The organism is Nostoc sp., from assembly GCF_036919495.1.
Lineage (GTDB): Bacteria > Cyanobacteriota > Cyanobacteriia > Cyanobacteriales > Nostocaceae > Nostoc.
In genome coordinates this window covers 19,658-38,745 of record NZ_JBALBZ010000145.1, presented here as the reverse complement: position 1 = coordinate 38,745, position 19,088 = coordinate 19,658, and the positions used below count along the sequence as shown (strand labels likewise).

Annotated in this window: 18 protein-coding genes and 2 pseudogenes; 8 read left to right on the top strand and 12 right to left on the bottom strand. The window is 42.4% G+C overall.

Going from position 1 to position 19,088, the window contains the following annotated elements:
• Positions 1-207 precede the first annotated feature (207 nt).
• The 5 genes from V7K25_RS20515 (at position 208) to V7K25_RS20495 (ending at position 2,460) form a co-directional block, all read left to right on the top strand.
• On the top strand, positions 208-432 hold the full coding sequence (locus tag V7K25_RS20515; protein ID WP_335160332.1) for a DUF433 domain-containing protein: 225 nt from the start codon (positions 208-210) through the stop codon (positions 430-432).
• On the top strand, positions 416-742 hold the full coding sequence (locus V7K25_RS20510; protein WP_335160328.1) for a DUF5615 family PIN-like protein: 327 nt from the start codon (positions 416-418) through the stop codon (positions 740-742). Before V7K25_RS20515 ends, V7K25_RS20510 begins: the two co-directional genes overlap by 17 nt.
• Positions 743-1,363: 621 nt before the next feature.
• Complete coding sequence (locus V7K25_RS20505) at positions 1,364-1,573, top strand: DUF2997 domain-containing protein (RefSeq protein WP_335160327.1); 210 nt, start codon at positions 1,364-1,366, stop codon at positions 1,571-1,573.
• A 39-nt stretch (positions 1,574-1,612) separates the two neighbouring features.
• Positions 1,613-1,999 carry a DUF1257 domain-containing protein gene (locus V7K25_RS20500; protein ID WP_229472741.1) on the top strand — a complete coding sequence of 129 codons (387 nt, stop codon included), beginning with the start codon at positions 1,613-1,615 and terminating at the stop codon, positions 1,997-1,999.
• Complete coding sequence (locus V7K25_RS20495; RefSeq protein ID WP_335160326.1) at positions 1,999-2,460, top strand: ferredoxin; 462 nt, start codon at positions 1,999-2,001, stop codon at positions 2,458-2,460. Before V7K25_RS20500 ends, V7K25_RS20495 begins: the two co-directional genes overlap by 1 nt.
• A gap of 321 nt (positions 2,461-2,781) precedes the next feature.
• Here the strand turns inward: V7K25_RS20495 and V7K25_RS20490 are convergent, their stop codons facing one another.
• The 3 genes from V7K25_RS20490 to V7K25_RS20480 all read right to left on the bottom strand — a co-directional run bounded on the left by V7K25_RS20490 (position 2,782) and on the right by V7K25_RS20480 (position 6,265).
• Positions 2,782-3,066 carry a YiaA/YiaB family inner membrane protein gene (locus tag V7K25_RS20490; protein WP_335160325.1) on the bottom strand — a complete coding sequence of 95 codons (285 nt, stop codon included), beginning with the start codon at positions 3,064-3,066 and terminating at the stop codon, positions 2,782-2,784.
• Positions 3,067-3,785: 719 nt separating this feature from the next.
• On the bottom strand, positions 3,786-5,420 hold the full coding sequence (locus tag V7K25_RS20485) for a DUF4335 domain-containing protein (protein WP_335160324.1): 1,635 nt from the start codon (positions 5,418-5,420) through the stop codon (positions 3,786-3,788).
• Positions 5,421-5,659: 239 nt separating this feature from the next.
• A complete protein-coding gene (locus tag V7K25_RS20480) occupies positions 5,660-6,265 on the bottom strand; it encodes a DUF3038 domain-containing protein (RefSeq protein ID WP_335160323.1) in 606 nt (201 codons plus the stop codon).
• Positions 6,266-7,000: 735 nt separating this feature from the next.
• On the opposite strand from V7K25_RS20480, the gene V7K25_RS20475 reads away from it, so the two are divergent.
• Positions 7,001-7,930 (top strand): molybdate ABC transporter substrate-binding protein, encoded by a 930-nt coding sequence (locus V7K25_RS20475; protein WP_335160322.1) that lies wholly within the window; start codon positions 7,001-7,003, stop codon positions 7,928-7,930.
• A gap of 57 nt (positions 7,931-7,987) precedes the next feature.
• Here V7K25_RS20475 and V7K25_RS20470 read toward each other — a convergent pair whose 3' ends face one another.
• From V7K25_RS20470 to V7K25_RS20430, 9 genes and pseudogenes are all read right to left on the bottom strand, one after another.
• Positions 7,988-8,638 (bottom strand): Uma2 family endonuclease, encoded by a 651-nt coding sequence (locus tag V7K25_RS20470; RefSeq protein WP_335160321.1) that lies wholly within the window; start codon positions 8,636-8,638, stop codon positions 7,988-7,990.
• A 17-nt stretch (positions 8,639-8,655) separates the two neighbouring features.
• On the bottom strand, positions 8,656-11,094 hold the full coding sequence (locus V7K25_RS20465) for an endonuclease MutS2 (protein WP_335160320.1): 2,439 nt from the start codon (positions 11,092-11,094) through the stop codon (positions 8,656-8,658).
• A gap of 194 nt (positions 11,095-11,288) precedes the next feature.
• Complete coding sequence (locus tag V7K25_RS20460; protein WP_335160331.1) at positions 11,289-11,585, bottom strand: DUF2288 domain-containing protein; 297 nt, start codon at positions 11,583-11,585, stop codon at positions 11,289-11,291.
• 68 nt (positions 11,586-11,653) lie between these two features.
• Positions 11,654-12,220 (bottom strand): annotated as a pseudogene (locus V7K25_RS20455) (AI-2E family transporter); the annotation flags it as partial.
• Between the two features lie 293 nt (positions 12,221-12,513).
• On the bottom strand, positions 12,514-13,152 hold the full coding sequence (locus tag V7K25_RS20450) for a lysophospholipid acyltransferase family protein (RefSeq protein WP_335160319.1): 639 nt from the start codon (positions 13,150-13,152) through the stop codon (positions 12,514-12,516).
• 231 nt (positions 13,153-13,383) lie between these two features.
• Positions 13,384-14,265, bottom strand: a complete 882-nt coding sequence (gene fabD / locus V7K25_RS20445; RefSeq protein ID WP_335160318.1) for an ACP S-malonyltransferase — start codon at positions 14,263-14,265, stop codon at positions 13,384-13,386.
• 122 nt (positions 14,266-14,387) lie between these two features.
• On the bottom strand, positions 14,388-15,380 hold the full coding sequence (locus tag V7K25_RS20440; protein WP_335160317.1) for a beta-ketoacyl-ACP synthase III: 993 nt from the start codon (positions 15,378-15,380) through the stop codon (positions 14,388-14,390).
• Positions 15,381-15,492: 112 nt separating this feature from the next.
• Positions 15,493-16,515, bottom strand: a complete 1,023-nt coding sequence (gene plsX, locus V7K25_RS20435) for a phosphate acyltransferase PlsX (RefSeq protein ID WP_335160316.1) — start codon at positions 16,513-16,515, stop codon at positions 15,493-15,495.
• A gap of 237 nt (positions 16,516-16,752) precedes the next feature.
• Positions 16,753-18,234 (bottom strand): leucyl aminopeptidase, encoded by a 1,482-nt coding sequence (locus V7K25_RS20430; RefSeq protein WP_335160315.1) that lies wholly within the window; start codon positions 18,232-18,234, stop codon positions 16,753-16,755.
• A 277-nt stretch (positions 18,235-18,511) separates the two neighbouring features.
• Between V7K25_RS20430 and V7K25_RS20425 the strand changes: the two are divergent.
• Positions 18,512-18,769, top strand: a pseudogene (locus V7K25_RS20425) (type II toxin-antitoxin system RelE/ParE family toxin).
• Between the two features lie 5 nt (positions 18,770-18,774).
• Positions 18,775-18,960, top strand: coding sequence for a hypothetical protein (locus tag V7K25_RS20420; RefSeq protein WP_335160314.1), 186 nt, complete (start codon positions 18,775-18,777; stop codon positions 18,958-18,960).
• Positions 18,961-19,088: the final 128 nt, after the last annotated feature.

Here is a 19,088-nt window from a genome sequence, read left to right as displayed (position 1 = left end):
TTTATAGTACTTTTAGCAGATTATTGACACATTTTTTGACATTGTTTGATGCCTATATCTTAATAGTTTGGCATAACAAGTACTGAAGAACCATAAATATAGAGTAGCGTGCCATATTTACAAAGATGATCCGCCTACGCTTCCACTAGTAGTAATTGCGAGTTAGGATCATAGCGAAATATTGACAAATAAATGCCTAGAGTTATTATGCTACCAACATCGCGTATTGTTCACAGTGACCCCGATATATTAGGGGGAACTACTGTTTTTGTTGGAACTCGCGTACCAATTAAGACCTTGCTTGATTATCTAGAAGCAGGTGATTCGCTAAATGAGTTTTTAGATCATTTTCCCAGTGTTAGCCGTGAGCAAGCGATCGCAGCATTGGAATTAGCAAAAGAAATGCTGACTGCTTATGCGAATCCTGCTTGATGAATGTGTTCCACGTCCTCTCAAACGTGAATTCAAAGATTACGAAGTACGCACAGTTGTCGAGATGGGATGGTCAGGGAAAAAGAATGGTGAACTTTTGCAACTCATGAAACAAGAAAGTTTCACGATTTTACTGACTACAGATCAAAATTTGCGATACCAGCAAAACTTAGAACAAGCAGGAGTTGCAGTTATTGTGCTGATCGCCTCCAAAAATCGTCTTCCTGATTTAATACCGCTCATACCAGACGTACAAAAATCGCTAAATGCCATCCTTCCTGGTGAGGTAATTGAAGTGGGACTTTCCTAATTGGGCTACGCCTACGCATATTACACATCTATCATCAAGCGATCGTCTGCTCATAATTTGGGTTGATGCAAGAAAACCCAAAATTTGCTTTTGTTTAAAACTTCTACTATTTTTATATTCTGGCGATCGCAATTTACAAATCCCTTTACACCCGATGCCAGCTAAAGTAAGTATTTGAAAGACCTAATACAATGCCTACGTACGTATACGCCAATATCTTGCTGTAGGCTGACAATTGGCTGCATCCAACTTACCTGGAATAGAATAACGTAAATCGAATACTAATAATAAATTTTTTCAATAAATTTTCTATTTTTGTGAATTGCCTTGCTGGTTATACTACCTCTAATGCTTATTTTTAGGACTTTTGCAGCTTACTTAGCGAACTTCAGTAGTTACCTTGACTAATCGATGAGCTTAAGAGAGACTAACTAAAGTTGATGTGCCTACTTACAAAATTAATAATTTTTGTAAACATTCTGAGATATATATATTGAGAGATGGAACATTATTTAACAAATGGTAAGTTTGTATCTAAGTAAAAATGTTCCTACGGCTATATTTGTAGCCTTCTGCTAAGACAGTAGAATTTAAGCGTACTTATCGTGGTTGGCCAAGAGCATGGAGACATTAGAGTTCATAATCTATCCAGACGGTCGGGTACAAGAAAAAGTCACTGGCATTGTGGGTGCTTCTTGCGGTGAGGTTACAGCAGCAATAGAGGCACAGCTGGGGCAAGTACTTAATCATGAGCCAACCTCAGAATATTTCGCCGCCAAGGTGCAGCAATCTAATGTGGCGAATACACACACCACTTACAGCGATTGGTAAGTTTTCACAGTAGTTTAGTGTAATTAATTCACAACCACCATGTCACACTTTAGCCAAATTAAGACTCAAATCCGTAACCTTGATTCTTTGAAAGATGCTTTGACTGAATTGGGCGTAGACTGGAAGCCTGGCCCACGAGAAGTCCGTGGCTATCGCGGTCAAACCCATCCTGCGGAAGTTAGTATTGAGCAGGAAAATGGCTATGACATCGGCTTTAAATGGAATGGCAAAGAATATGAACTGGTAGCTGACTTGCAATATTGGCAGCAAAACCTGTCTGTGGACGGATTTTTACGCCAGGTAACACAGCGCTATGCTTATCAAACAGTTGTGAAAGAAACCGCTCGTGTTGGTTTTCAAGTCTCTGAACAACAAAAAAATGAAGATGGTTCAATTCGCCTGGTAGTACAGCGCTGGAGTGCGTAATGGCTGATTTTCTGCCGTCGCTTGAAGAACAAGAAGAAAATCGTTCCGGTTTGGAACCAGAATTAGGGGGTTTTTTACGGGATGACCCAGAACGTTCTGGTTTAGAACCGGAATTGGGCGGTTTGCTGCGCCAAAATGGTGTTTATGTTGACGAAATCACCTGTATTGGTTGCAAGCATTGCGCTCATGTTGCACGTAACACCTTTTACATTGAACCAGATTACGGGCGATCGCGCGTGGTTCGGCAAGATGGGGACGCTGAGGAAATTATCCAAGAAGCAATTGACACTTGTCCAGTTGATTGCATTCATTGGGTTGATTACACTGAACTGAAAAAATTAGAACAAGAACGCAAATATCAGGTAATTCCTGTAGTTGGTTATCCGGTAGAACAAGCAGTTGCTGCTAGCGAGCGTCGACGTAAAAAGCAAAAGTTAAAAACTAAAAAATCCCGTTATTAAGATAAAAACCTTAAATCAAGATAAAAAAGGACTGGTATATGCAGTCCTTTTGGTTTTCGTCATACTATAGGACTCATATTTGATTATTGAAATATACGTAGGGTGCGTTACGCCAAAGGCTAACGCACCGCCCAAAGGTTAGGTGCGTTAGGCTACGCCATAACACACCCTACTTACTACTTAGATTTTTTCAGAAATCAAATCATAGTCCTATAGTTAATTTTTGATGTGTAAATCACATTAAATTGTAAGAGTTAATTTGATGTTGCTGAAAGGGATTTCTATTTAAATCCCTTTAATCCAAAATTGTTATAACTGCCTTTATTTAAAATTTAGAGGATCGTGTTGTGAAAGCAATTTTTCTACTTTTGCCTCGTCTAACCTAGCGGTTAATCTTCTATTTTCATGCAAGTCTCTAGTAGTTTTCGCCAAAGTAAAAGTTGAGCCAACAGAGAAAGCCATACCCATACCCATAAAGCCTTTCACCCAGCCATTTACAGGTAAGTTTACAATGCCGAAGGTGGTCATAGCAATAGAAATTACAAAAGCTGCCCAAGTTTGAATAACCCAAGCTGGACTGTCTTTTTGAGTACCAATTGTTTGCATATTTCCTACTTTTGATATGAGTGATTTATACCAATTCGTAATTCGTAATTAAGAAAAGTCAGATTTCATCTGGGTTTCCAAACTTGTATCTATAATTTAATTTTGGAGAATTGGTGTTAACAGTAATTGTATTGAGTGGTAAGTTTACTGGTATCAATAGTAAGACCAGTTTGGTAACTGGACTCCAAAAAGCAAGCTCAAGAGCAACTGAAATAAGTAGAAAATAGCACAAAGTATGTACCAGTTTTATAAGTGGCATTAAACTGAAATCTTAGAGCATTCTTGATAAACCAACTAGTACAGGGGGCGCGAAAATAAAGATACCATTTTAAATGGCACAAGAGCTTGGAATAAGTAGCTGGACAAATATTTACAGTCATTGAGAACGGAGCATTCGCGGAGCGTCTCGTAAAGAAGTAATCCCAACCGCAAGCGAATTGCTTCATTACGCAACTCTTAGAGACGCTACATTCGCAATGACGTTGTGTAATTAATTCTGTATAACTTTAGAATTTTTTGACTTTTGACTTTTGACTTCCGCCTTGCTGTACTAGCCCGCCTCAGACTGAAGTCTGAGGCTAATAGCCAAAGTCCACTCAAGTGGACTCAAAGCGTTTCTAGTCGTCTAAAGAGGACTTTAGCTATAAGCAAGAGTAATTCATTAATAGGCGGTTGTTGTTACTAATGCAATATCTCAGGTTAAACTGATTAATTTACTTTTATTCATCTGGAAAAGTCTGTACTTTGCCATCAGGAGTGAGAACAACTCGAATTTTGACATTTTGTCCGCGTTTGTTGGCGGACACAAAAGGTTTCCCAACTTCAGGCATTCCAGCGCTATCAACAAAGTCTCTTGCTGACTTATTAAGAGGAATAATTCGTTCAATTGTGCCGTCAACACTGACTATCAAACTGTACTCTAATGTTTGTCCAAGTCCAGTGGGTGGTTGCCAATGTTTTTTTAAGTATTCTCTAGCTTCTGCTACTTGAGGTGTATCAAATAATGTGCCAGTAGCCACTTCTGTAGATTTAGGGCTTTGGCGTTCGTTCCCTAATTGATCGATAAAGGGATTATTGTCCGCAGTTCTAGAGGAGGAAAGTTGTGAAGCAGGTTTCTCTCCAGGAGAAGGTTGCTGTAGGGAATTAATTCTTTCCTCTAGCTGTTGTGAGGTTAGTGGGGAGGGTTGGGTAGGGGTATTGCCACTATTAGGTATGGTGTCAAGAGATGGGGGAACAACTGGTGAGATATTAGTTGGTAAGCTGCTTGTGTTAGAAGATAGCCTGGGTGGCAAATCCCGCAGCTTAGAGAGAGTACCAGGTTGGGTACTTGACCCTGTAGGGTTCTGTGCAAGATTTGGTAATATGGCAATTTCCTGACCTGGGATTTTGCTAGATGGTGCGTTAGCGTTCGCGGAGCCTCTCGTAGAGAAGCTCGCCGGAGGCATCGCCCCATTATTAGAAAGGGTTGAAGTCTTCCCTTGAGGTATTGTCAGTGCATTTAGAGGTGGCGGTGTAGAGAAACTAGAACTAGGGGCTGTTAGAGGTGCTTGGGGTAAAGTGGATGTGGAAAGTGGAGGGGTGGAACCTAGCAAATTATCTGATGGATTGGTGAGTCCAGGTTGAGGCGTGGGAAAGTTTAGTGAGGGTGAAGTTTCTAAAGCAGTCTTTACTGCTCCTGGATCTGCTGTTTTGGCTGTCTGCTGTTGCTTTTCCCTAAGGTTGTTAGCATATTGCCAAGTAACTGGTAATAAACCTACACCTAATACTAATACTGCGGCAACAGGGGCCCAAGTAGGGAACCTCAAAGTCGAAGTGCTTTTGAGAGTTGGGAGTGCCATGACATCAGTTGAGTACTCATCTAAAGCACTGGCCAAATCGAATAGTTGTAGCAGACTGAGTTTAATTACGGGGCCGGATGATTGGTTGGCGAGAGAACCGAGAAATAAGTTGTGAGTTAAATGGCTGCTTGGTTCTAAGCGGATATTTGCCCCAGGAATCTGGGTACTAAAGGAATTTAATGTTTTTGTAGAGGACTTTAATTCCGGCTCACCTAATACTGTGCTTGACTCCTGGGTATCGGAGAAACTGACGCAAAAGCTTTCTGGAGACTGTTGGAGGAATTGCTGTACGTAACTTGTGACTGCATCACATAAAGCTTCAAGTTGATCGCGATCGCCTCGAATTGGAACTCTGTGTTCTTCTGGTAGTCGGGGATCATCAAAACGAAGCTCAAAGCTCAGGTGCTTGAGGACTGTTTTCCCCATCCAACGCGACAGAGGGGAGCTTTGCGCGAATACTTCTAGCGTGCAAGTAGGGGGTGTGTAGCAACGAATAACAGAATTTGATAGAGGCATAGCAGGAACTGCGAAGAAGACTATTTGGGATTTTGCAAAAAATTGAGCCAGTTGCTTACAAAGAAAAGTTAAAAAGGCGGATTCCTCTACTCAGAACTTTGTCAGGTTCCTTCTGTGATGTGCAAAGAGGAAGCAGTGCTGATAGTGCATTGCCCAAGAGCTAACGATTATCAAAAAGGAATCCTTACCTAGCAAACTTTCATGAGCGAATTTTGGTTGAGAAATTTCAAATCTAAAATCTAAAATTTTGTAGAACGGTCTAAAAGTGCTAGCCAGAGACGACGATGCCCACCAGGAGCACTGTAAAAAAGTAAATCTACAAGCAGTTTTAGGGCCAGGTTAGTTAGTAAATCCGTTGAGATTTTCTCGTCCTCTTCCATCCGCTCTTGGTAAGTGTTGCAAAAAGCATCAATATAATCTCCAAGTAAAGCAGCCTGGTGAGGTTCCCGGTTATTTTCTGCCATTTGTTCCAACAGTCCGACAGCGCGGCGAATCAATTCCTGGTGCTGTTTGGCTAGGTAGCAGATGATCAGAACAAGCGATCGCGCTTCTTCGACATCTAGCTTTTTTCGCCCTCCTTGACTTTTGCGTAGCGGATTTGATTGGCGCAGTCGCCATAAAGCTACGCGGTCTGGCACTCTTGACTCTAAATTCAGATCAGTTGCCGCCGAAAGCATAGCCTCTGAACCAATGCCAGTTAAGGTTTCTAGCGCCAACAGCACCAAGTCTAATTGGGTTTTGATATTGTCCCATTCAACTGTGTTTGGGGCTGGAAGCTTGATTAAATCCTCCCACTGGGAATTCGGAGTGGCTGAGTTGGTGGCCGAGTGCATAACTTTTAGCATAGGTGATCAAGCTGATAGAGGATGTTGCTGTTACCCATTTTGAAACCAGACTCTTAAGAATCAAGCTTGGTTTCCCATAGCTCTGAGCCAGAGGCTTCATCTAGCTTTTTTATATGGTAAACAGCAGGTATCTTTGTCCTACTCTAGATGAAAATTTATTTTCGACAAAGTAGAAAAGTATCAATTCTAGTTAAGGTTTACCCAACTTTTGCTGCTAATTCCGTACAAGAGTATAAATAGACTATTGTTTTGAATGCTAACCGCTAATTATCACTAAGTAATTATCTAGAATACCTCTTAATTTATTTGCGGCTTTAAATTTTGAAATTTATTGATGTTTATTATTTGGTCTTCATGTATACATAATTACTATACAAATTTTTTGCCTGTTTGCTAAAGGTGCTGCTTGCTGCTGGGCATAATCCCACTCCAGTTTCGCTTGTGTGTAGCCTGTTATTTCAGGACAAGCTGGGCAACATCAGGACGATTGATGCCTCAATGAAACTGATGACAAACTTAAAAATTTAATAAAGTCAGCCTTTAAAGATGTTGGACGATTGATTTTTTCCAACTTAGTTGGTACTATAGCTCTAACCGCAAACCACGTACATATCAGAACTCATTTATAAACTTAATGGGCAGAGGTAATATTTTAGACATTTACGAAACCCCATACTGAAGCATAGGTTACAGGTAATTCACTGGTAAGAATAGTAACGCAACAATATAACAACTATGAAAAAGCATTTTTTTACCTTTTCACTGATAGCTTGTGCTGTCGGTGTCATTCTACCAACTCAGGCATTCGCGGTTAAGCTATACGGTGCTGGTAGTTTGCGGGATAGCCTCACAGAAGTAGCCGAATCTTTTAACGATAAATATGGAATTCCAGTAGAAACGCAGTTTGGCCCGTCTGGTTCAATACGAGAACTTATAGAACAAGAATTTTCCAAAACCGGAAAATCCGCAGATGTTTTTGCCAGTGCAGATATTAATAACCCTCAGACATTGTTTGAGGAAGGTTTAAGTGAACCTGTAGTGAACTTCACTAGCAACCGCATGACTGCTGTTGTCAGATCAGGACTTGGGATCACATCAGATAATTTGTTAGATTTTTTGCTAAAACCCGAAATCAAGGTGGGAACCTCCACACCTGTAGCAGATCCATCTGGTGACTATGCATGGCAGATATTTGATAAGACCAATCAGGTTAAACCTGGTAGCTCTCAAATTTTGAAGAATAAAGCTTTGCAATTAGTAGGTGGTAATCCTAATGCTCCTATAGTTCCTAATGGCAAAAATAATTTAGTCTACTTTCTAGAAGAAACAAAGCAGGCAGATATATTTTTATCTTATTACACCAGTGGGAAGACTGCCCAAGCGATAGAAGGTGGTGAAAATCTGCAAATAGTGGAGTTACCCGACTATTTAGCAACGAAAGCTAATTATGGATTGACTACACTGAAAAATGCCGATCCTGATGGTAAAAAATTAGCTGAATATATCCTGTCACCAAAAGGGCAAGAAATTTTAGCCAAGTATGGATTTACTGCACCCTCTACTTCTGTTCCCGAACATCAGGGTGCGGGTGGAATTTTACTGGCTGTAGGTGTAGCTTTAATCTTGAACAAAAAGCAATTAATTAAATTAGACTACCCTAGGTAGAAAACATCTATACCACTACTCCCAACCTTTTGGAGTAGCTAATTCTAACAATTTGAACTAAACTGGGCTACTAATTTTCTGCCTTATCCAGGCACGAAATCCTTTCATTGTCTTATTTCTGCCATTGGTTTTACTCAACATCAAATATTCGGGAATTACTTGCTGAATTGGTAAATTGGGGAAAATATAACTGGTATTTGATTCTAGATATTTACCATTGAATAGCACGTTTATTTCCAGTTTTCTCCCATTCCATCGCCACAGTTCCGGTACTCTCAAATCTTGATAATTATTGAAACGAGTACGGGAGGTAATATCAATTTCAATAGCCAAATCTGGAGGCGGGTCAATTTCTAAATTTATTCTATCTTTGCCCCTAACTCTAGCTTCATTTTGGATATAGAAACAATCATCGGGTTCTACCCCAGCATTCATATTTTCCTTATCAAAAGTTGTAGAACCTAAACTCCAAAATTCTAGATCGAGTTCTTCTAATAAAACTTTTACCAAGTCCCCAATAATAACTTTAGCTACTTCATGTTCTGGTAATGGAGCCATTATTTCCAGCATCCCTTGACTGTAACCTATCCGAGAACTGCGATTGTCTCCCAATTCGGCTAAAATGCGTTTGTATGCCGACCAGGAGACATCTTTAATCAACAATTGATGACCGGCTCTAACAATTAGTTGATTGAGTTCAAGTAACATCGCAAATTTCCTGCTCTTTATTTTATGTGAGCAACGGTAACACCGGTGCCGCCATCTGCTTGTTCTGCTGGTTCGTAGTTGTTGACTCTGGGATGCTGTTGCAAAAAGGCGTGAACACCTTGTCGCAGTTTCCCAGTGCCGTACCCGTGAATAATCCAGATTGGGCCTGTAGCTTCCGAGATGGCTTTATCTAAAATGTATTCGGCATCAGCTACCCGTTTACCACGCAAATCGATGGTATTTTGCGAAGTGCGAATTTCTGGGACACTTTGCGGTGGTGGGGTTACTGCTGCTGGGGCTGGTTTGGGTTTGACGATTGGTTCGGCTTTTTGACCATCTAGAGATTCTACGTCTTGCAACTTCACATTCATCTTCATTAGCCCAAACCGAACGCTTAACTCGCCATCTTCATCGGGGGCGGTGATTACATCTGCGATCTGTCCCAACTTTGGAATGCGGACGCGATCGCCTACTTTGGGCATAAATCCAGCTTTTGGTTTTGCTGGCGTTGCTGGCTGATATTGCTGGCCAATTTGATTTAATGCATTAGTTGCTTGCTGTGCTTCTTGGGCTGTGGGCGTACCTTTCTGCAAGCGACGGATTACTTGGGCAATTTCACCTTTTGCTTGGGCGATCGCTTGTTGGACTGCTATTTCTTGCGAAGCCCGCAAACTGCTTTCCCTTTCCTCCAAACTTGCGGCTTTTGCGGATACTTGTTTGTATAAACGTTCCGCTTGCTGCAACAAACTTTGGGCTTCCGCAGCTTTGGTTTCCTGACGGCGGCGTTGCGCTTCTAACCCAGCAATTACCTGGTTAACTTCATCTGTAGCCTCTCCGACTTGAGTTTTCGCCTGTTGTACCACTTCTGGTTTTAATCCTAAGCGCAGGGCAATAGTTAAGGCATTAGAACGTCCGGGGATGCCCCACAGCAGGCGGTAAGTAGGCGAGAGAGTACTTTCGTCAAATTCTACAGAGGCATTTTCAAACCGATCATCTTCGTATTTCAGGGCTTTCAGTTCCCCGAAGTGAGTAGTGGCGATCGTTAGCTGGGCATGGTTAGCTAAATATTGCAACAAGGCGATCGCTAAGGCACTACCCTCAACTGGATCGGTTCCTGCGCCGACTTCATCAAGTAAAACTAGAGATTGGGGATTGGGGATTAGGGATTGGGGATTAGGAATTTCCTTTTCCCCAGTCCCCAGTCCCAAGTCCCCAGTACCCAATGCTTCTAAAATCCGACTAATGCGGCGGATGTGTCCAGAGAATGTGGATAAACTTTGCTGTAAAGATTGTTCATCGCCAATATCTGCTAGCACTTTATCAAACCAAGGTATTTCTACTGGTTCGCGGGCGGGAACAAATAAACCGACTTTGGCCATCAGTGCTGCTAACCCCAAAGTTTTTAAGGTTACAGTTTTACCGCCAGTATTTGGCCCGGTAATTGTCACTACCCGAATTTGCGGACTAATCAGTAAATCTACAGGTACTACTGGTTGCCCTTGTTCGTGCTGTTGCTGCCACACTAACAGAGGATGTCGCAAATTCCGCAAGGTAATGATTTCCCTGTCTTCCCACTTGATAAATCGCGGGGGATTTGCTCCTAACCAATAACTATATCGCGATCTAGCGGTTGCCAAATCCAAAGTAGTGGCGATCGCTAACAATCTCTCTAAATCTGGTTTGACTGCGGCTACAAGTTCTGTTAAAGCACGGCGAACCGCTTCTTCTTCGGCTTGCTCTCTTCTAATTATCTGCCGCAGTTGGTTGCCCAAGGGTACTACTGAATGCGGTTCCACGTACAGGGTGGCACCGCTAGTAGAGGTATCGTGGACAATGCCGGGGATGGCGTCTTTTTGGGGTGCTTTTACGGGGATGACAAAGCGATCACCCCGTTGCGTAATTAGCTGTTCTTGAACTGCCCCAGATTTTGCCTGTAAGATATTTTGCAGCTTTTGGGTAATCTGAGTGCGTAATCGCCGCAAGTCTGTGCGAATTTCTCCCAGTTTTTGACTCGCGCGGTCAGTTACCTGGGCCCGTTCATCAATACATCGGTGAATTTCTTGCTCTAGTTCTGGATAAGTCCGTAAATCGGCAACCAAATCAGTCAATACCGGCAAATCTTCCTGATTGTCAATGACACGGCGCAAATTTCTGGCACCAGCGAGGGTGGTAGCGATCGCTAACAGTTCATCCCCTGCCAAAACTCCACTGCGTTCTGCCCGTTCTAAGGAATCGCCAATATCTTGAATTCCCTCAAATGACAGTCCCGTGGTCAAACGAGTTTCCAGTTGGTAGACTTCTTTGGTTTGCTCTAACAACTGTTCGCTTTGGATCTGAGAATCGGGTATTTTCAGATGACGTGCGGCTGTCGCCCCCAGCTTTGTTGCCGCGAAGGTGGCAAGGTGCTGGCAGAGGCGATGCCATTCTAATAGTTCTAAGGTTTCAGATTGGATCAAGGTTTCAACATCTAATCTGAAATTATCGTAACAATTCTAGCTCCTAGATGGACAAATTTTAAAGGATAAAATTTTGCTGCTATTCAATAGTCGAGAGGTATATTTGCCCTCTGTTTCTTATATCTTGATGTATTTTATGCTACATAAACATTTTTGTTGACTCCAACTCCGATCGAAAACGCCACAAAAACTGATTAAGCAGTAACTATTTCTTGCGCCAGAACATAAGGCTGAACGATGAGAGTATTAAATCGTTTAGTGCGCTCGCCGTTCCATTCTCCCACCTGTACTATCGTCGGTTTGGCAATCAATTGTTTATCAATCCACTGTTCTACTGATGGTATATTATCACTGGCGATCGCTACTCCAACATCCACCAAGTTTAGCTCAAGCGTCACCAAAATCACTGCATCTCGTTGTACATGAGGAATTAGCCACTCCCACTCTGCCTCATCCAAAATTTCTGTCAATTCTGCTCTTAAATCCGACATCATTCCTTAGTTTGTATTGCTAATAAACTATTTTATATTAATTACTACACACGCGATTAATCGCGTCTCTAAACCTCTGATTTCATTTCATCAATTTCAAATAAAGATACGATGACTCCAGCGATGGGAATAGATATAAAAACTCCTAGTAAACCTGCTACTTTAGCGCCTACTAACAAAGCAAAGAACACTACGACAGGATTAAGATTTAGTGCATCTTGCATAATTCGAGGCGCAATCAAGTTGTCTTGTATCTGTTGGAGGACAATACAAGCTATTAAGACTTTCACTGCTAACCAAACATCTTGAGACAACACAACTAAAGTAACTGCACTTACCCCTAATGTCGCTCCTATACCAGGAATAATATCAAGAACTCCGACTATCACTGATAATATCAAAGCAAAAGGTACTTTTAATATTAAAAAAACTAAAAAAGTCGTACTTGTGAGAAATGCACTTAATAACAACTGACCTCTAAAAAATCCGAGAAAGGAGCGTCTGATTATATTTGTAAATCTATTTCGACGATGTTTTGGGATTATTTTTATGGTAAAATTCCACAACTTCTCTCCATCCAATAACATAAAGAAAGCTACAACTGCAATTAATATAAATGTCAGAAAGTTCGTCATTTGCCCAGCCAGAAGTAACTAAAAGTAAAAAGCGGACTAACGCCAGATTATTTAATCGCTCCCAAAAATTCTTGGCTTCAAAGCCGCTCATAATAATTCGTAATTCGTAATTCGTAAATTAATAGGTAAAAAAGCTAGTTGTGTAGCGTGAGAAATTTGCCCACCATGTAAGATGAATGATTTATTTCTTGGAAGTCCCTTAGTTGATTGTTAGAGTGAATTGATTTTAAGATTAGAGGAACCGAATAGCGATCGCTACCTCCCTAAAGCATATATCTGTAGTTTCTCTTAATTCATCTTTTTAAATCATGCATCTCGTTAATTACTTTGGTACACTTTTGTGTTAAAGCTTCTAATTCTTCTTTATTAGTGGAACTGGGAGCATCAATCAAGTTACCAATTCTCACAGTGATGGGAACTGCGCGAGGTAGGGACGATCCTTTTTGTAAAATCTCCTCAGTACCCCAGACACTTACCGGCAATATTGGGGCTTTTGCTTTTGCCGCTAGCAGCAGTGCGCCTCTCTTGGGGTCTGTAATTCGACCATCTGGGGTGCGAGTGCCTTGTAAGAAAACACCGACAGCCCAACCGTTATTGAGATATTCTAGGGCGGAACGGATGGCATTGCGATCGGCATTTCCTCGACTCACTGGGTAAGCACCGTACAATTTAATCGCTTGCGCCAAAACTGGGATATTAAATAACTCTTCTTTCGCCATATACGCCACTGGACGACGTACACAATTAGAGACAATGGGCGGGTCAAAATAACTAGCGTGATTACTCACTACCAACAACGGCCCTGATTGGGGGACATTTTCCGTACCATAAATCTGGCCCCGAAAGTAAGCGTGAAGCATGGGGCTAACGACTGACCATTTAAAGGCGTGGTAAAGTGCCAGACTGATAAACGGTTCGCGGTTTCTGTCCACAGAAGATAATTCAAATCAGACTGAATTTAGCATACGCGATCGCAAGGCCCAGAGCAAACTCCAAAAAAGCGTTGCTATGCCGAAGGCGGGAGCGTGTCGCAGACAAGCCTCTCGAAAGCGAGTGTGTCTTTGATAGGAGAAGAGAAGGTTTTACGCAACGCTTAGGCACGGCATCGTCTCCCGAAGTGAGAAGATCGGGCTGCTTCACCGCTTTGCGTCTACGATAAAGAATTAATCAGGCAAATCAGCAGCACTCTGGATATTTTTTAATATTAAGTCAGGGCAACTACGTTTAATTAAACCAGTTAGCACTTTACCAGGGCCAATTTCTATTACTTGCTGAATGCCGTTAGCTGGTAATTGCAGAGAAATTTCTCGCCATCTTACAGAACCAGTCATTTGTTTATTCAGGCGCTGCTTTAAAACCTTGGCATCAATAGACGCAATTGGTTCTACATTAGACAACACTGGCACAGTAGCTGGCTGAAATTCCACAGATTCTAGAATATCTTGAAATTCCGCAGATGCTGGTGCTATTAAATGTGAATGAAATGCTCCAGAAACTTTTAAGGGAATCGCACGCTTTGCTTTAACTTGAGTCATTACTGCTTGTACAGCTTCAGTCGTGCCTGAAATTACCACCTGAGCTGAACTATTATCATTTGCTATTACCACATCAGGCGTTTGAGCAATAACTTTTTCTAACTGTTCGCCATCAAAGTTCATCAAAGCTGCCATCATACCATCGACGGCATTATCCATGAGTTCTGCACGGCGCTTTACTAGATATAAACCAGCCGACCATTCAAAGACACCCGCTACATAAAGGGCAGAATATTCTCCCAAACTGTGACCAGCTAATAAATCTGGCTGGTGTCCTCGCTCTCGGAGAAGATCAGCAAGAATGCTTTCTATTACATAAAGACTTGGCTGAGTGTATAGCGTCTGTGATAATTTTTCTTCTTGGTTTTGACAGATTTCGGTTACAGACCAGCCCAAAATCTCCTCAGCTTTGGCAAGCTTATCTTTAGCCGATGGTATATCTAATAAATCCATTCCCATTCCCAGCGCTTGGGAACCTTGTCCGGGAAACACCCATGCAGTTTTTGTCATTTGTCAAGAGTCAGTAGTCATTGGTCATTGGTCATTAGTCATTGATCATTGGTCATTAACAAAGGACAAATGACTAATGACATAGACGCCCCAGGGGCTTCCCGCAGGGTAGGACAAAATATTCACCTTCCCCATTGGAAAATTGCTGCACCCCAAGTAAGACCGGCGCCAAAGCCGGATGCAGCAATGATATCATTGGGTTTAATTTTACCTTCTCGCACTGCTTCATCTAAAGCTAAGGGAATGGAAGCAGCAGAGGTATTGCCATACTGGGCAAGATTACTTATAACTTTATGCTCTGGAACATTCAGCCGTTGGGCAACAGCATCAATAATTCGTTGATTGGCTTGATGCAATAGCAACCAATCTATTTTATCAACACTGAGGTTGGCTTTAAATAAGGCTTTGTCAATGATTTCTGGCACTTTTTGCACAGCAAAGCGGTAGACTTCTTTGCCGTTCATAGTAATCGGTTGGTAACCGCCTTTAGTGATATTTACATTTGGGAGAAGTTCTTGGGAAGCGCCTGCATAAGCAAGGTTAAGGTGATGGTTTTGAGTACCATCACTTTTAAGGGCAAATCCCAACAAGCGATCGCTTTTGTCAGCCTGTAATACTACTGCTCCTGCACCATCACCGAATAATACACAAGTGCGCCGATCTTCCCAATCTACCCAACGAGAAAGGATATCTGCCCCAATCAACAGTACATTTTTATAAACACCTGTTCTAATGTATTGGGCTGCTGTAACTAGACCAAATACAAACCCAGAGCAGGCTGCTGTCAAGTCAAAAGCTACTGCGTTGCTGGCTCCCAATTGCGCCTGTACTTGACAAGCACTACCAAACAAATCATCAGGGGTGGAAGTCGCCAGCAGAATCAGGTCTAGGTCTTCTGGTTTAATTCCCGAAGCTGCGATCGCTTTACGGCTGGCAGCAGTAGCGAGTACACTCAAGGACTCAGATGGCAGCGCTAATCGTCGTTGACGAATTCCCGTTCTTGTAGCTATCCACTCGTCTGATGTTTCAACTACTTCACTCAATATCTGGTTGTGTAGGGAAGTTGCTGGTACTGCCGAGCCGCTTCCGGTAATTGCTACGCCTAAGTTTTGCACTCCTAATCTCCACAGCTATCAGCTTTTTGTCTTTTGTCCCTTGTCCTTGTCTTTTGTCTTTCGTCCTTGCAAATAACAAATGACTTATGACTCATGACTTATGACTGAATCGCTAACCGCTTTCGCGCTCTAGGATATATTGGGACTGAATTCGTTGTATCACCTGGTTGTCAACAGCTTCTTTGGCCATGCGAATTGCATTAAAAATTGAAGGAGCTTGTGAGCTACCGTGACCGATAAAACAGACTCCCGCCACGCCTAGCAGCAAAGCGCCGCCGTGTTCTGCGTGATCCATGCGCTGCTTAATCCGCTTCAGGTTTGGTTTTAAGAGTGCTGAACCGATTTGACCATGTAATCCTTGAGGTAATTCTTCCCGCAGAATTTGCAGAATCACTTCTCCAACTGCTTCGGCAAATTTTAATAATACATTGCCTACAAAACCGTCACAGACAATGACATCAAAGCGACCGGAAAGCACATCACGCCCTTCGGCATTGCCAATAAAATTTATTTGGGAATTTTCGCGTATTAGTTGGTGGGCGCGGACGGCTGCATCATTGCCTTTAGAGTCTTCTTCACCGATATTCAGCAAACCTACCTTCGGTTCATTTGTACCTAAGACATATTGACTGTAAGCCGATCCCATGACGGCAAATTGCTCTAAAAACTTCGGACGGCAATCTACATTCGCCCCGACATCAAGTACTAAAACTGGCTTACCAGCAATAATCGTGGGAAAAACAGTCCCTATGGCTGGCCGGTCAATTCCCGGCAATCGGCCTAAGCGGAGCAAAGCTGATGCCATCGCTGCCCCAGAGTGACCAGCAGAAAACACGGCATCTGCTTTTTGCTGCTTGACTAAATCCATCGCCACATTGATAGAAGCCTTGCGTTTGCGTCTAACTGCATTTAAAGGCTCCTCATCCATAGCGATCGCTTCCTCAGCAGGAACGATCTCCACCTGCCCTAAATTCGTTTTTGGCGGCAAGGCAGCTTCTATTTGTTGAGGATCACCAACCAGTAATACATCTACACCCAATTCTTCCCTTGCTCGCAATGCGCCAGCAACGATTTCACCGGGTGCGTGATCCCCCCCCATTGCGTCAATTGCGATCCTTACGCGAGTCGATCCCATTGCTCACAGTTTCTAGAAACCTTACAAATTTTACCAGATGGCTTTGCCGAAAAAGCTTAACTTTCTGACCGCCAAATTATTTCTGTTACTATTGCAACAATTTTTGCTGGCAAGCTCAAGATAGCACGAATTGTTTGGGAGTAGGGAGTGGGGAGTGGGCAGGGGGAAGAGGAGAGGAATTTTCCCCCTGCTCCCCCTGATCCCTCTGCCTTCCCTTCTCCCCCTACTCCCTACTCCTTACTCCCCACTCCCTTCTACCCAATTAACTAGCGTCCGAACGCCGTAGCCGGTTGCCCCCGCACTGTCATAGCCATTTTCTTTATCTGTCCACACTGGCCCAGCAATATCTAAGTGCGCCCAAGGTGTATCTTTGACGAATTGCTTAAGGAAAAGGGCGGCGGTAATAGAACCACCTGGACGAGGGCCTGTATTTTTCATGTCCGCAATGCCAGACTTTAGCCCTTCAAAATATTTTTCTTCCATTGGCATCCGCCAAATCTTTTCTCCTGAAATTTGGGCAGCTTTCTCTAACTGGGAAGCTACAGCATCATCGGGAGTGTACAAACCAGCAATATCTTCACCTAAGGCTATAACGTTAGCGCCGGTTAGGGTGGCTAAATCCACGATCGCATCTAATCCCAATTTGTCGGCATACACCAAGGCATCTGCTAGGGTCAAACGTCCTTCAGCGTCGGTGTTGTTAACTTCGATTGTTTTGCCGTTTGATGCTGTAAGAATGTCTCCAGGGTGCATGGCGCGACCGCTAATCATGTTTTCAGCCACTGCCGATATGAAGTGAACCTCAACATCTGGCTTAATTTGAGCAATTGCTTTTGCCGCGCCCAAGGTAGCAGCTGCACCGCCCATATCAATTTTCATGGTTTCGATGCCGCTACCTGCACCTTTAATGTTGAGTCCGCCGGAATCGAAGGTTACACCTTTGCCAATTATTGCTAGTTTCTTTTTGGGTGTACCTTCTGGCTTGTAAGTCAGGTGAATAAATTTCGGTGGCAAATCGGAAGCTTGGGCGACTCCCAAAAAAGCACCCATGCCCAACTTTTCACAGTCTTCTCTTTCCAGAATTTCTACTTGTAAACCGTGGTCTTTAGCGATCGCTTGAGCAGTTTCCGCTAAAGTAATTGGTGTTACTGCATTAGCTGGTGCTGCTACTAACTCTCGTGCCAAGTTTACGCCTGATACAATTTGATTGGCGCGGGTGATGGCTGCTTCTTGTCCAGCAAATCCCAGTAATTCTACGGTTTCTATTTGAGAACCTTTATCTTCTGGTTCTGATTTAAAGCGAATATCTTGGTAAAGCGCCAATTCTATACCTTCTGCGATCGCTTGGGCGCTTGTGGCTGGATCGTTATTCCACAATGGGAAATTAAATCCCAAAATTTTGCTTTTTTGCTTTTTTGCGACTCTGGCTACAGCAGCAGCAGCGCGTCGCAAAGTGTCGAGTTTTAGTGCATCTGGTTTACCTAAGCCTACCAAAATCAATTTCCGCACTGGGCTACCAGGATTCACACGCGTGAAGATAGTACTGTTGGCTTTCCCTTTAAATTCTTCTTCAGCAATTAGTTCTTTTAATACCCCGGAAAACTTTTGATCTAAAGTTGCCAATTCTCCAGTTAACTCTACTGCATCTTCAAATAATCCAATTGCCAAACTATCGCCTGCCCACTCTAGCAAAGGCTTATCACTAAGTTGTATTGTCATGTTGGGATTTTGTGTAAATATTCCTTCTTGTACCAGTATTGCTCAAAATTTTTGTTTAATGGTGAGGGGAGTGGGGAATATGAGGGAGATGGGGCCAATAGCTATAATGTTAGCGCTGAGAGTGTCAATCGATAATACGCTTGAAAATGTATGAAGTTTTAACCATAATAAATTAGTGGAATGGCAAGTTGAGTTTCATGATAATTTCGAGTCTGAGTTCGATGCTCTACCTCAAGAAGTAAAAAATTAGTTGCTTGCTAAGGCTCAGGTATTAGAAATGTTTGGCCCACAAGCAAAACGTCCTCATGTTGATACGCTCAAAGGGTCGAAATACAGAAACATGAAAGAGTTACGATTCTGAGCTTTTGGTGGTATTTGGCGTGTGGCATTTGCTTGTGACCGATTGAGACAAGCCATTTTATTGGTTGCAGGTGACAAATCAGGCATTAGCCAAAAACTTTTTTATAAACACTTAATTCAAAAGGGTGATGCACGGTACAAGAGCCATCTTAAAAAACTAAAAGAAGAAGGGTAAGAAGAATGGGCAAAAGCCTAAGAGAAAAAATTAAAGAACAGCCAATAGAAAACCAAATAAAAATTGAAAGCCGCGCTCAGGAATTAATAGCTCAGGAATTAACTAGACAAAAAATTAGAATAGATAAAAGGAAAAGGTTTAAAAAAAGAGAGGTAGTTATATTTGGAAAAAAATTAATGATAGAACATTAATTTAGTAAAACACTAGACAAGCCTGCCAAGCCATTGGAGTTTGGCAGGCTTTAAAGTTATTAAAAATGGCTAGTTTTGTGTCTGATACTGGTGAACTCCGCTCGATAACTCTACTTTTTTACCTCCTC